We start from the raw sequence: 13,771 nt of genomic DNA on the forward strand, positions 1-13,771 counted from the left end.
TCGGTGGAGCCAGGCCCGTACCGGCGCGACGCCGGTATGGCCGCCTTTCCGGTCGCTCCAGCGCACGAGCGCGTGGAAGCCGGGCTGCGCATCTGGGCTATCGCCGCTAAGTCCTCTCTTTCGGATCTTGGCGGTTCACCGGATGGCCCTCCCAGCTCCTGGGACTGGCAGTGCCCCGACGTTGTGCGCTTGCCGATTCCTGAGGGCGAAGTCCTTGGCGTGTCCGCCGGGCGGGCGAGCGCGTAATGCGCTGGCTACTCTCTCGGCAACGTCCCTAGGGTCGCTGGGATGACACACAACACTGTTGACGCGGCGACGATCACACCGGAGATGGCTGCTCAGATCCGCTCGTGGCGATGCGATGAGGACTACTCCTGGCGCGCTGTGGCCCAGGCCGCGTCCGACCTGTGGGGCTCCGAATGGGGCAGCAACCAGCTCTTCGGCGAAGACCTCTGCGTGGCCGCAGCGAAGCTGCTGGGCGAAAGCCCCTACCGGGAACCTTGGAACTGACTGCACCTCAGCTGGTCGGCGATGTGCGGGACCAGCCAGCCGTCCCAGCTCAGCTCCACCATCCGGCACCGCTCCACCACATGCTTCGGCGCCTTCCTAGCCGACGCCAGGCGGTGGACCACCGCTTGCTCGCCCTCGTCACGGCCCGGCCGTGCCCTCAGCACCATGACCCAGCACCCGCCCCCGAGTACCCGCAACCACCCCGCTACCAGCAGCTATACCCACCGAAAGCGGAATCCAGCACTAGGAGCCGACAGCATCGTCCGGGAGGACGCCGACGGCGCCCGCGGACGAGAACGCGGAACAGCGAGCTCGGACAGCACCGCAGCCAACTCCTCCTTGCTCACCCCCGCCAGTGCCTCAACCACCCGATCGAGTGCCTCACCCGCCTCAGTGCGCGTGATCACTCGAAGCGGGCGCCGGCGCAGCGTTCTTGACCGTCAGAGGCAGCAGCTTCTTCCCGGTCGGGCCGATTTGTATGGGCGTATCCATCTGCGGCCATTCACCAACAGACCCAAAACCGCTACCGTGCTGGTCCCAGGAAGGCGAACAAGGACGCCCGCCACGACGGAGCGCATTCAGCACTCAGTTGAGGCCGAGTGGACCGAGGCGGACTCAGCCCTCTTGGAGGAGCTGAAGAAGGCGGAGACCCAGGTTCCGGGCGACGCGCCGCCAGCCCTGCTGTCCGTCCGGTTGTCCGTACTCACGGACGGCACGACGTCACCGGTCCGGCAGTAGCTTGATCTACGTATGCTCGCCGGGGAACACGGCTACCGAGTCGCCGGCGACCTCAACGCCCCTCTCCGGTCAAGGAGGGGGCTCAAGGACTCCCCTACCAGGAACCACACAGCTCCTCGGGGGCGCAACCGGGCACAGCATCAGTGCAAGCGCGGGGTGGTCCTTCGGCTTGACCCCTGCCTCTGCGACGGTGTGCTGCCATGTGTCCACGGACGCCGCCGGCCGTGCTGTCGGCCGGCCACGGACGCAGGCGGGCCGACAGGTACTGGCGGGGTGAGCAGCCGGGCTGTGCGGTGGGGAGCGCCGCGGTTGCCGGGCCCTGGCCGCGGTGATCTACTCGGTGGTGGGGCCGGAGTTGTGAACCACCCTGCCCGATACCCGACGAAACACGGCGAACGATGCGGACGTCGGTCCAGGCAGGGGCCTGGACCGCGTCGTCGACGGAGCCGGCTGTTCGGCCGGAGACGGTGAGACGCCGTGGTGCTCAACGACGGGAGATGAGCGTTGAAATGACCTCTGAAGCCACGATCAGCCGCCCCCTTCAGCGACTGCGTGACCAACTCACAGGAGCGGCGTCGAGCATCGGCCATGCGGCGACGGCGACAGGCAGGGTTACAGCGGACGCCGTGCGCCACCCACGAGCAATGGCCGGACGCGCCCGCGAGGCATCCCAGGCGCTGCCGCTGATGTGGGAGTCGGTGAAGCCGGTGCTGACCGGCCACGTCAGGGACTGGCGCCGAGAATACGCTTACACCCTCGGGGAACAGGCCTTTGTCTATGGGTTCCCGTACATCTACAACGCCCGGCTCCGCCACCGGTGGGTGACCCAGAAGCCCGACACCGACGCGGCGCCGTATGCCGCCGTCAACCACTTCTGGCACGCTCGCACGCTTTTCGACGCCTCAGACCGGGAAGGCCTGGCCCCCAACAACGACACCCTGTACTCGTTCGCCTGGGTCGACCTGAGCGAGGAACCCGTCATCCTCTCGCACCCGGACATGGCCGACCGCTACTTCACCTTCGAACTGGTCGGCGTCACCTCCGACAACTACGACTACGTGGGACAGCGCGCCACCGGGTCACACGCCGGAGATTTCGCCCTCGTCGGGCCGGGATGGACAGGAGACCTCCCCGAAGGGGTGCGCCGTACCGCGACCGCCCCCAGCCCCTGGGCCGTGATCATCGGCCGGACCCTGGCCGAAGGCGAGCCCGACCTTGCGAACGTTCATGCACTTCAACGCCGGTACCGGTTGACCCCGCTCCATCTGTTCGGCAAAGAAGGAGCGCACGTTCCGGAACGCCGCGACGTGCTGGAACCGATCGACGCGGCAGATGATCCTCTCGGGCCGTGGAAGACCCTGAACGCGATGCTGGCCGAGAATCCGCCACCCCGGCACCACGAGGTTCTGCTCAAGCAGTTCGCCGAGATCGGTATCGGGCCCGGGCTCGATGTCGAAGCCCAGCCCGAACCCGTCAGGCAGAGCCTGATCCGGGCCGCGACGACCGGCGTTCGGATGCTCGAACAGCAACTGCTCAGTGGTGAATGGGCTCATGTCATCAACGGCTGGCGCTACCCGCCACCACAGATGGGACGGTTCGGGGACGATTTCCTGAGGCGAGCCGCGGAGCAGTCCTTTGTCGGAGTCGCCGTCAATGATCCCGAGGAAGCGGTCTACCTGGCCGCCTTCCACGACGCGGACGGCAGCAAGCTGTCCACGGGCCGCTACGAACTGCGCTTCAAATCAGGGGATCTGCCCCCTGTGGACGCCTTCTGGTCGCTGACCGTCTACGGCGAGGACAGGAACTTGGTTCCCAACCCGATCGGCCGCTACTCCATCGGTGACCGCACCCCAGGGCTGCTCACCGACGGTGACGGAAGCTTGACCATCCACCTACAACCGGAGTCCCCAGGTCCCGCCCGTGAGCCCAACTGGATTCCCACACCCGGACAGGGCATTTGGTTCATCGGCTTGCGCATGTATCTGCCACGCCCCGAAGTCATCGACGCCCGATGGATGTGCCCGCCGATCAACCGCATCGGCTGACGGCACCGCGTTCGCGGAGCGGGCCACCGGCACGGCCGACGACGGGCTCGGCACGCACCCTAGACCGTGGGCTCTTTGCGGCGGGGCATCAGGAGCAAGGCCAGCACCGCCACAACGAGCGGCAGGATGCTGACGATCACCATGGTGAGCCGTAGTCCGTGAGCGAAGTCCAGCCCGAGGTCCAGTCCTGAAGCCTGACGGAGCAGGTTGGAGTCGTATACGGTGCTGCCCGGACTCTGCGCCAGTCCGCTGCGCACGGCATCCACGGCCCGCCCGGCCCGGGCCACCGACAGCCCGCGTGACTTCGCGTCCACCAGCCACTGCCGCCGGAAGAAGAAGTCGAGAAGCAGAACGTAGACGGTGGGCCCGAAAGCGGCGCCGGTCATCGCGAAGGCCATCTGGACGGAGGCCACCGTGCCGGAGCGCCCGGGCGGCGCCTGGGAGAGGACCGTCTCGGACACCGATGCGGAAGTGACCACCGACCCGAGGTTGCACAGCCATGTGGTCGGCACGAGCAGCCACACCGCCATCGTGGGACCGGCGGTCCCCGCCAACAGCAGTCCGCTTGCCGCCATCACCAGCAGGCCGGTGACCATCACCGGCCGCGGGGTGTACTTCCCGATCAGACTGCCGGCCAGGATCACGGCACCGGCGATCAGCAGTGTGCCGGGGAGGTACAGCAGGCCGATGGACTCGGGTGACAGCGACAGCACAACGCTGCCGAACTGCCCCAGGACGATGCCGAGCCCCGCGATCAGGAAGTTCAGCGTGAGGGTCGCCGCCAAGGCGACGCTGAACGGTGCGCTGCGGAACAGTGCCAGGTCCAAGGCGGGTTCCGGGGTGCGGCGTGCATGGAGCACGAAGAGCACGGCGACGGCCGTGCTGATCAGCAGCGGCACCCAGGTCTCGGGCCGGAGGATGCCGTTCTGCGCCGCGGCGAGGCCGACGACAAGGGCCAGCAGAGTCGCCCCGATCAGGGTGACACCGACCACGTCGAGGCGACGGCCCTGCTGGACGGGTGATTCCGGGATGTACCGGACCGTCAACCACAGCGACACCAGGCACAGCAGCGGGGCGATCAGAAACAGGAACCGCCAGCCGACGGCCGTCACCGCCCAGCCCGTGAACGTGGGGATCACCCCGCACAGGATCACGTCGACGGCCATCAGGACACCGATGGCGACCGGCCGCCTCTCCGGCGCCACGGACACCTTCAGCAGGGCCAGCGGCACTGCCAGCAGCGCGGTCATCCCCAGCCCGGCCAGAAAGCGCATCGCCAGCAGGAAGCCGTAGCCGGGCGAGAGCACGGAGAGCAGGTCGGCGACCGTGACGACGACCAGTCCCAGCACCAGCAGGCGTTTGAGCCCGACGGAGTCCCCGAGCCTGCCCGCGGCAAGAACGGAGGTGGCCATCACCAGCGTCGCTGCTCCGCCCAGCAGCCCGACGACTTGCGGCGGCACACGCAGGGCCCGGCTCACCTGCGGCAGATTCAGGCTGAGCACCAGCGGGTCGACGACGGTGACCGTGAAGGCGAGGGCGAGGGCGAGGATGATCGGCAGGGTCGTCGCGTTGGTACGTGACTCAGCGGACGACACCGTAGCGCCTCCCGTGCTCCCACGTCGCATTCCGGTCAACGCTAACTCGGCCATTGCGCACCGTCGGGCTTCCCCGGGCCGACACGCACGCAAGCCCGGCGTTCGGAGTACACACGTCGCTGTGGCCTCGCCGGGCCACCGGACGGAGAACCGGAGTTCCCGTGACGTACACGGAATCTCCCGAGCCCGCAGAGGCAGACCAGTCGCCCGCTCCCTCCGACGGCGCTGTGGCCGGTCCCACGGCGGGGAATTTCACGGCCGGCCCGGGGGTCAGGCGACACATGGGGCGAGCCGGCCGGGTCTCCAGGCATCCGCCGCCCGTGCTTCGGTCGCAGCCGTCCCGCACCGTATGAGGCGCAGGTCCAGGAGGTGGCGGAGCACGACTGCGGACCTCGTTCCCGTTCCGGGGCCCGTTGTCAGGAGGATTCGAAGCCGACAACGACCAGCCCGCTGCTTCAGCAAGCGATCTCCGCCCAGATCGTCTTCCCCTGAGCATGGTGGCGTGTCCCCCAGCGATCGGCGAACTGTGCGACAAGCAGTAGGCCGCGGCCGCCTTCGTCAAAGACACGGGCACGCCGCAGATGCGGGGCTGTGCTGTTGCTGTCCGAGACCTCACAGATGAGCGCGGCGTCACGGATCAGACGCAACCGAATGGGTGGCTGCCCATAACGGATCGCGTTGGTGACCAGTTCGCTGATCACCAGTTCCGCGGTGAAGGCAACATCGGAAAGTCGCCACGCCGCCAGCCGGGCCTGGGCTTCCGCACGAGCTCCGGCCACCGCGGCAGGGTCGGACGGCACATCCCACGTGGCGACCTGACTGGCGTCCAGGACACGGGTGCGGGCGACCAGGAGAGCGACATCGTCCTGCGGCTGGGCGGGGAGCAGGGTCTGGATCAGGTCCTCGCAGACGGCCTCCGGCGACTGCGCGGGCCGCTCCAGTCGCCGGCGCAGTAGCGTGAGACCTTTGTCGAGGTCACGGCGGGTTCCCTCGACGAGGCCGTCGGTGTAGAGGGCAAGGAGGCTGCCTTCGGGAAGCTGCCACTCGGCCGTTTCGAAGGGCAGCCCTCCTACGCCCAGTGGAGGCCCTGGCGAGACGTCGACGAAGTGCGCCGTACCGTCGGGCGTCGCGACGGCTGGAGGCGGGTGACCCGCACTGGCAGCCGTGCAGCGCCGTTCAATGGGGTCGTACACGACGTACAGGCACGTGGCGATGAGATCGGTGGTGGTGTCGAGGGCCGGCTCGGCCCCGGGGTCCGTTGTGGGGTCCTCCTCTGCCGCCAGGTGGGTGACGAGGTCGTCGAGGTGGACAAGGAGTTCGTCGGCGGGAATGTCCACATCGGCCAGAGTGCGCACTGCGGTCCGCAGTCGGCCCATGGTGGCGGAGGCGCGCAGGCCGTGGCCCACCACGTCCCCGACCACGAGGGCGACCCGCGCGCCCGACAGGGGGATCACATCGAACCAGTCGCCTCCCAGCCCCGCCCGGGTTCGAGCCGGAAGGTAGCGATAAGCGGCCTCGACCGCGTCCTGGGCGGCAAACCGCCGTGGGAGCAGACTCCGCTGCAGGGCCAGGGCGGTGGTGCGTTCGAGCGTGTAGCGGCGTGCATTGTCCACGGCCACGGCGGCACGTGCGCCGATTTCCTCTGCGAGGAGCAGGTCGTCGTCCTGAAAAGGTTCCTGACGCCGGTGGCGGACGAAAACGCCCACGCCAAGCGTGATACCGCGGGCACGCAGCGGAATCACCATGATCGAGTGGACTCCGAACGTCTGGACCACCCATGACCGCTTGGGGTCGGCCGCCTGCCAATCCTTGATCGCTTCGTCCACTGCGCGATGGAGCGAGGGCCGACCGGTGGCCAGACAGCGCGCGGGCGGCGAGGACTGCGGGTAGTAGTCCACATCTCCCGGTCGGATCAATGCCTCGGGCACGCCAGGGAGCACGGACTGTTGCGCAGCGCGACGGAGAGCGACAGCGCCGGTGGCAGAAGGCGTCGGCTCGACACCCCGGAACAGCGAATCCAGCAGGTCGATGGTGACGAAGTCGGCAAGCCAGCCCACAGCGACATCTGCCATCTCCTGAGCTGTACGCATCACGTCGAGGGTGCTGCCCACCTGCGTACTGACATCGTTGAGCAGGGCGAGTCGTTCGCGGGCCAAGTGCTGTTCGGTGACGTCGAGCGCAGTCAGTTGCACGCGTCGTACCTGTCCGGTCGGCGTCTTGAGCGGGGACACGGTGATGGACCAGACCCGCTCGCGTGCCGTGGGCCGCGCTTTACCCCGTACGTGGAACTGCTCCGGTTTCCCCGTCCTGAACGCACGGCGCATGCCCTCCTCGACCGCCTGGCAGATGTGGGGCGGCATGATCTCGGTGACCCGCCGACCACTCAGCTGCTCTTCCGAGAGAGCAAGCTCGCGAACAGCGCCGGCGCTCGCTCGTAGGGCTCGCAGCTCGGAATCGAACACCATCAAGGGCAGATGGCACTGCGTGAACGCTTCTTCCGTTGTCGTCGCCGCACGCAGTTCTGGGCGGTCCGGCGCAGTCGCCACGACCAGCTGTTGCGCTTTGCCCTCGCCGTCGAGCGACGAAAAGGCACGCAGCCGCACCTCGATGCGTTGGCCGTCCCGGTGGCGGAGCACGGCAGTACTGCTCCGCCCGTCGAGGACCGCGGAGAGAACATCTTCCGCATCGGGATCCAAGCCGAGCAGACGGGCTGCAGGGCGCCCAACGACGTCCTGATAGGGGTAGCCAAGCAGCCGCTCGGCGCCGGTGCTCCACCCCGTGACAATCCCCCGTCCATCGACGACGGCCGTGGCTGAGGCCGCCGGGTCGGGGAACAGGCCGGATCCATTACCAGTTGTGGCGCCGTGCATTTCGATCATCGCCCATCTGGCACGCGAAAGCCGGAGGTGCGGGGAGATGCCACCCCGACCGTGGGGTGCCGCGAGTGCCCTCTACCCTCACTTCTACCGTTCCCCGCTCTAGCCCGCAGGTCGGCGCAGTTCCTCTTGAGCGACCCCGAACACAGAGGGCTTGGCGATCACCAAACGCAACTCCGCCCCCTCCTGGTCAGGGAAGGGGCGCAACCCGTCACGCAGCCCGGCACCAGCCTGGACGGACCCTCAGACCCACTGCACCTCGGAGACGATCTGCGAGCCGCCGCTGGGAGCCGGCAACGGTGTCCGCCGTCGGCAGCACCAACGGGTGCGGACGTGAGACGCCGACTGCAGCCGGCGCAGCCGCCACCTCGTCCGCGCTCACCCCGCCAGCACCTCAGCCACCCGATCGAGTGCCCAGCCCACCTCAGTGCGAGTGACCACTCGCAGCCGGCGCCGGCGCAGCATTGTTGACCGTCAACGGCAGCATCTTGCCGGTTGGGCCGATTGGGATGTGGGTGTCCAGCTGGGGACACACCCTCGGCGGGCCCGAATCCACGCACCCGAGTCTTCTCACTCACTCCGGGTCACTCCACTGCTCCATGAGCCTCGTTGAGGAACGCGAAGTGAGGAACGCACACACGCTCCCCAAGGCCCGGCCTGGCGATCCGGCCAGCCGTACCGGCGCTTGTCCAAGCACGGGAATCAGTCCCGCCGGCTCCGTTCCACGGCCTGCTCGCGGTAGTACGTGCGCCAGATCAACCGGTGCACCCGCGTCCAGCGCGGTACCGAGCGCACGCCGGGGATGAAGGGGACCAGCATCAGGGCCAGGCTGAGCAGGGCCATCAGACCCCAGATCAGGGCGTCGGCGTTGCCGGAGGACTTGAAAGGCTCGATCTGGTACCAGAAGGTGTAGAGCCACAGCCACGCCTGACCCGGGTAGTTCCCGGTCTCGTTCATCATCCCCCACTGGTCACCGCCGAGATGCTCGGCACGGGCCAGGGACTCCAGGTAGGAACCGTCGGAGAGGAAGAGCAACGGGCGGGTGTAGTCGGTCTCGTAGAACTTGCCCTGTGACTGGAGTTGGCCGTCCAGCGCACCGCTGCGAGCAAGTTCGAGAAGGCGTGCAGTGAGGACGGGGACAGGGCCGTAGTCGCCCTTCGCAGGGGTACCGCCGTGGGCCTTGGCCAGGGCATCGGAGTAGGCCACGGTCCATGCCCGCTGCCGGGCAGCCGGGGCGGCGTCCCAGGTGGCGAGGGCCACGGTGACGGCGGGCGGTTCTGGGGCATCACGCAGCGGGCGCAGTACGAATTCGTTCGCCGTGTCCATCGGGATGCGGACCCCCGCGGCGCTCTGCAGCCCGACCGGGCCCAGCTTCTGCGCCGCGCCCGGCGTGTTGTTGTACGGCGCCCCGTACTCGGCCGTACCGCTGGTGCCGCCGAGCTCGGACACTGCGGTCGCCGTGAAGTCGGCGCCGTCGGCCCTCGACCAGGAGGCCAGCGTCACCGGCTTGACGTCGGGCGAGGAAAAGACGGCGGCCAGGCCCACGGTGAGCAGCGCGACCACGACCAACGCGATCGTGAACTCCTTGACCAGGTCGTACGGCCTGGTGGGGAAGGCGGCCGGGTCCGGCTCTGCGGCATTGCGCGTGTGTCGGTTCATCGCGCTGTCTCCTGCGTGGTTCCCTCCGTGGGCGGGGTGGTGGCGTCGATCGGCGGCACGATCCCGCGCAGCCGGACCAGCAGGATGTGCCAGAGCGTCAGCAGGACGAGAACGAAGGGCAGCAGGACGATGTGCCACATCAACATCTGACCGAAGTCCAGCACATTGAAGAACGCGCCGATGCCGACCGAGTTGAGCCCGTCCTTGGCCTGCCCGGCGATCCACTGGGAGTCGAAGTTCTGCTGGACCAGGTAGCCGGTGAAGGCCGTGCCGATCGAGGCGAAGAAGCACACCGTGCCGGTCATCCAGGTCAGCGCCCGGCGGCCCCGCCAGGCAGCCATGAAGAACTTGCCCCACAGGTGGATGACCATGAAGAACATGAACAGCTCGACGCTCCACAGGTGCAGGCTGTTCACGTACTTGCCGGCCCCCGAGACGTGCCACCACGCGGGTCCCTTCAGGGCCAGCACCCCGCCGGTGACCAGAACGACGATCAGCGCGGCAACGGTGAGCACACCGAAGACGTAGATCCATGACGCCATGTACGCGGGCTGGGTGTCGGGCAGCAGCTTGTCCGGGGGCAATGCCCGCACCGACCTCCGCCGTACCGCTCCGGTCCACCCTCCGCCGGCCTCTCCCGCCTCGCTCATCGCCTGCCTCGCCCTCGGGGGAAGGGAAGAAGCAGGGCCGCCACGAAGACGACCAGCATCAACCCGACGACCACGACATTGGCGACGGACACCTGCACCACACCCCAGTGCACGTAGTGCCCGGTCCCGTTGAGGTCGCTGGGCACGGCGAGCACGCGCTCGACGGTTTGCGGTCGTCCTGCCATAAGCCGACCTCCTCTCAGCATTCCGAGAGCAAGCAAACCGGCCGGCAAGCCCCTCTGCCTCCCAGACCGCCTGGACCATGGGCCGAACGGCTCAGTCACACAGAAGCGGCTCTCTCGGCCGCCAGCACGTCAATCGCCCGAACGAATGAACGCTCACCTCAGCGCACATGTCCATCTGACCGCCGGGCACCTGCGGCTCCCACTCCTTCAGAGCGCCTATTACGCTCAGCGCGTCGTCACCCTGTTTCAGCTGGTCGGAGCCGACTTCTTGACGGTCAACGGCGGCAGCTTCTTCCCGGTCGTCCCCACCGGAATGTACGTGTCCATGGCGGGGCAGACCGGCCAGCACAAGGACCGCGACCCGCAGTCACCGGATCAGGCGGAAGTCGTGCACAAGTGATCGCTCGTCAGTTGGTGCAGCCGGGGATGGTGTTCTCGGGAGAACAGTTGTCCGGGGTGTTGTTGCGCACCAGGGTACGGTCCAGCGTCACTGTGCTACCGCTGTTGAAGATGCCGCCGCCGCTGCCGGGGCCACCGTTCGCGGTGTTGCCCACCACCGAGGAAAGGGTCAGTGTTGCCGCGTTGCGGTTGTAGATGCCGCCACCGAAGTCTGCGGTGTTGCCCCTCACCGTGGTGCGGGTCATCGTCAGCGTGCCGTCGTTGAAGATGCCCCCACCGCCGGGGGAGGTGGCGCTGTTGCCGCTCACCGTGGAGAGGTCCAGCGTCAGCGAGCCGCCGTTGTAGATGCCGCCGCTGTCCGCGCCGGAGGTGTTGTCACGCACCGTGCTGCGGGTCAGCCTCGCCGTGCCGCGGTTGTCGATGCCGCCTGTGCTCCCCGCGGTGTTGCGCTGCACCGTGGAGTTGTTCAGCGTCAGCGTACTGGTGCCGTCGTTGAAGATGCCGCCGCCGGTGAAGACGGAGCTGTTGTCGGTCACCGTGGTGCGGTCCAGCGTCGACGTGCTGCCGTTGATGTTGAGCACGCCGCCGCCGTTGAAGTTGCGGCCGTTGGTGATGGTGAAGGCCACCAGTCGCGCCTGGGCGCCACTGGTGACCGTCACCACGGAACCGGTGTGGTTGCCGTCGAGGACCGCGCCCTGGGTGCCCGTCAGGGTCAGGTTCTTGTCGATGGTGAAGTTGCCGACGCAGGTCCCCCTCACCTGCAGGGTGCTCCCCGCCGGAGCGGCGTTGATCGCGGGCTGCAAGGCGCCGGGGTCGGCGTTGCAGTTCACCGTGGTGCTCTGGGCAGCCGTGGCCGGGGCCGCCCCGCTCAGGCCGGCCGCCCCCGCCATCGCTGCCACAACCACCGTCGGCATTCCCCGGTGCCACACCGCCCGAGTTGCTCGCACGAGCATTTGCCATCTCCTGTCCATGTGCAGGGACACGCCCGGCGGCCCCGCCTCGCTGTCGTTCTCCTGCTGGGCGGCCCAAGCGCCCACGCTCGGAGAAACCTCCCCCCTCGGGGCGGACCGAGCGCCGGAGGTGAGCTGGCACGCCCCGAACGGCCGGAGACAATGACCGGCATGGCCCAGAGACGACCGCTGAGTGACTGCGCCGGCCACGACGCACCCCTTCTCTGACCTCAAGCGTGCTGAACGCTTGGAGCGCGGCACAGACGCCGGCCGGGCGCCGGGCCCCCGCCGCGCTCGCGTGGCGCCTTGCTGAGGCAGAGCAAGTTGTCACTCAGTTGCGTCGAGGGGGACGCCACAGCATCAAGCTCACGGACTCACACGCCACCGCACACCAACGAGCCCCCTCCCGGTCACGAAAGGGGCTCGGGACCTATTTGGTCGCGCTCAATGCAGGAACGGGCCCTCAGACCCGCTCCACCTTGGAAGCGATGTGCGGGGCACTTCCGGGGCGCGGCAGCGGCGTCCCAAGGGGCGCCAGCGGATCTTCTCGAGAAATTGCTGGTAGAAGGCCCTGTTGCGGGAGGAAGCGGTCATCGTGATTTCATGTCCGTTCCGTACCCGCAGGGCGCCGTAGACCCAGGTCTTCTCCGGCCCGCGGCCGTAGTCGACCTCGGATTTGATGCGGTGGCCGTCCGGCGACCAGGCCGGCGCCGGAGGAAACGTGCGTGGGATCACCGGTCCGAGCTCGTCGGCGCAGACGACCGTCGCACCGTCGGGCGGGCAGGTGTAGAGCTCGATGACCCTGGTCCTTTTCCCTCGAACTCCGGGTCCTTCGAGCGGGTCCAGGACCGGGTGCGGCGCCAGCGCACCCCCTCGGCCAGCAGGATCCGGCGAACCTGACTGCGGCCGATCTCGATGCCCAGCCGCCTCGCCTCGGCGGCCAGCGCGTCGAGGGTGCACTCCGGCGGCCCAGCCTCATCCGCCGCGGCCAGCTCGCCGTCCGCCTGCACCGTCAGCCGGCCCGGCGGCGGCTGTCTGACCAGGCCGATGATCTGGGAGCGTTCCGGCTCGGTGATCCGTCGCTTCCGGCCCTGCCCGCCCAGGTCCTCCAGCCCGTCCAGCCCCAAGCGGTTGAAGCGGTGCAGCCACCGGCGGACCGTCTTGGAGCTGCACCTCAACTCACCTGCGATGTCGGGCACTCGCTGTCCAGACCAGCTCAGCTCAACCATCCGAGCCCGCACCACCAGATCGCACCGTGCCTTGCGTGCCCGGGACAGCCGATGCACAGCGCGTTGCTCGTTCTCGTCAGGGCTCGGCCGTGCCCGTAACACCACCGTCAAGCACCCGCCCCCGAGCACCCGAACCGCCCCGCCATCAGGACATATACCCAACCAAAGGGGAATCCAGCACTAGACCGCGCGTCCGTCAGCAGGCACGCATTGACCGGATGCAGTCGAGCCAACGCGTCTGCCGTGCCTGCGCGTAGTTGCGATACGTCGTCGGTCCAGCACCCCACGCCAAGAGCGGCAGCACCACGATGGCGACGGCCTTCAGCAAGGCACGGAGTCTGTGCTCCATCCGGTCCACGGGCCGTTCCAGCCGGCTCCGGGCGCCGTAGGGCCCGCACGGAGGCCACTTACCAGGCAGTCCGGAGGCGGGCCGGTGGCCGGAAAGATGCGGTGTCCGCATGGCACGGCCCTCCGCTCTGGAGTGGTCGGTTCCATGTGCTCCTCCACCGTCCCGCGTCGCAGGTTCGGCGGGTATGGGCCCCACGGTCCTCGCGAGTGCCGTTCGGCTCCACCGAGGCCCGGGTACCTCGGGAGTGATGGTGGAGCGTGTCGCCGACCGTCGTGGCATCGAGGACGGGCTGACTGCTGTGCCGTTGCGGCTTTGTCAGGCATGTGCACGGAGGGACGATGAGCAAGCGCACCCGAGCCGACCGGCGAGTCGAGCGCGCCTGTTGCGGTGCCCCGTTGCCGACTCCCAGAACGGCGCGGCTGCGGACCGCACGGTCGACGGCCGGCTCCGTCCACCTGCGTGCCCGCGGCGCGGCCGACGACTGGATGCTACTGCCCGACGGCACGTGGCGGCGCGTCGAAACCATCCGGGTGCGGAATCTGTTCGGCTGACAGCACGACACGCAAGCCGAGCCACGAATGTGCGG

Annotated in this window: 11 protein-coding genes; 4 read left to right on the forward strand and 7 right to left on the reverse strand. The window is 68.3% G+C overall.

Annotated elements, in window-relative coordinates:
• The first annotated feature begins 288 nt into the window (after window positions 1-288).
• Together ACIRVH_RS16500 and ACIRVH_RS16505 are read left to right on the forward strand one after the other, a co-directional pair.
• Window positions 289-510, forward strand: a complete 222-nt coding sequence (locus ACIRVH_RS16500; protein ID WP_403953276.1) for a hypothetical protein — start codon at window positions 289-291, stop codon at window positions 508-510.
• A gap of 1,382 nt (window positions 511-1,892) precedes the next feature.
• A complete protein-coding gene (locus tag ACIRVH_RS16505; protein ID WP_403953277.1) occupies window positions 1,893-3,293 on the forward strand; it encodes a DUF1254 domain-containing protein in 1,401 nt (466 codons plus the stop codon).
• Between the two features lie 59 nt (window positions 3,294-3,352).
• Here the strand turns inward: ACIRVH_RS16505 and ACIRVH_RS16510 are convergent, their stop codons facing one another.
• From ACIRVH_RS16510 to ACIRVH_RS16530, 5 genes are all read right to left on the reverse strand, one after another.
• A complete protein-coding gene (locus ACIRVH_RS16510; RefSeq protein ID WP_403953279.1) occupies window positions 3,353-4,888 on the reverse strand; it encodes an MFS transporter in 1,536 nt (511 codons plus the stop codon).
• 455 nt (window positions 4,889-5,343) lie between these two features.
• Window positions 5,344-7,767 (reverse strand): SpoIIE family protein phosphatase, encoded by a 2,424-nt coding sequence (locus ACIRVH_RS16515; RefSeq protein ID WP_403953281.1) that lies wholly within the window; start codon window positions 7,765-7,767, stop codon window positions 5,344-5,346.
• 699 nt (window positions 7,768-8,466) lie between these two features.
• Window positions 8,467-9,423, reverse strand: a complete 957-nt coding sequence (locus ACIRVH_RS16520; protein ID WP_403953282.1) for a hypothetical protein — start codon at window positions 9,421-9,423, stop codon at window positions 8,467-8,469.
• Window positions 9,420-10,073 (reverse strand): cytochrome b N-terminal domain-containing protein, encoded by a 654-nt coding sequence (locus tag ACIRVH_RS16525; protein ID WP_403953283.1) that lies wholly within the window; start codon window positions 10,071-10,073, stop codon window positions 9,420-9,422. The genes ACIRVH_RS16520 and ACIRVH_RS16525 overlap by 4 nt, the downstream gene beginning before the upstream one ends.
• Window positions 10,070-10,258: a hypothetical protein gene (locus ACIRVH_RS16530; protein WP_403953285.1), complete on the reverse strand. Its 189-nt coding sequence runs from the start codon at window positions 10,256-10,258 to the stop codon at window positions 10,070-10,072. The genes ACIRVH_RS16525 and ACIRVH_RS16530 overlap by 4 nt, the downstream gene beginning before the upstream one ends.
• A 145-nt stretch (window positions 10,259-10,403) precedes the next feature.
• On the opposite strand from ACIRVH_RS16530, the gene ACIRVH_RS16535 reads away from it, so the two are divergent.
• On the forward strand, window positions 10,404-10,658 hold the full coding sequence (locus tag ACIRVH_RS16535) for a hypothetical protein (RefSeq protein WP_403953287.1): 255 nt from the start codon (window positions 10,404-10,406) through the stop codon (window positions 10,656-10,658).
• 7 nt (window positions 10,659-10,665) lie between these two features.
• Here ACIRVH_RS16535 and ACIRVH_RS16540 read toward each other — a convergent pair whose 3' ends face one another.
• Both ACIRVH_RS16540 and ACIRVH_RS16545 read right to left on the reverse strand, forming a co-directional pair.
• Window positions 10,666-11,610 carry a hypothetical protein gene (locus tag ACIRVH_RS16540; RefSeq protein ID WP_403953290.1) on the reverse strand — a complete coding sequence of 315 codons (945 nt, stop codon included), beginning with the start codon at window positions 11,608-11,610 and terminating at the stop codon, window positions 10,666-10,668.
• Window positions 11,611-12,338: 728 nt separating this feature from the next.
• Entirely contained in the window at window positions 12,339-12,836 is a 498-nt protein-coding gene (locus tag ACIRVH_RS16545; protein WP_403953292.1) for a transposase, read from the reverse strand.
• 687 nt (window positions 12,837-13,523) lie between these two features.
• Here ACIRVH_RS16545 and ACIRVH_RS16550 point away from each other — a divergent pair.
• Window positions 13,524-13,736: a hypothetical protein gene (locus tag ACIRVH_RS16550; protein ID WP_403953294.1), complete on the forward strand. Its 213-nt coding sequence runs from the start codon at window positions 13,524-13,526 to the stop codon at window positions 13,734-13,736.
• Window positions 13,737-13,771: the final 35 nt, after the last annotated feature.

The sequence above is a fragment of the Streptomyces sp. NPDC101165 genome (assembly GCF_044768135.1).
GTDB lineage: Bacteria > Actinomycetota > Actinomycetes > Streptomycetales > Streptomycetaceae > Streptomyces.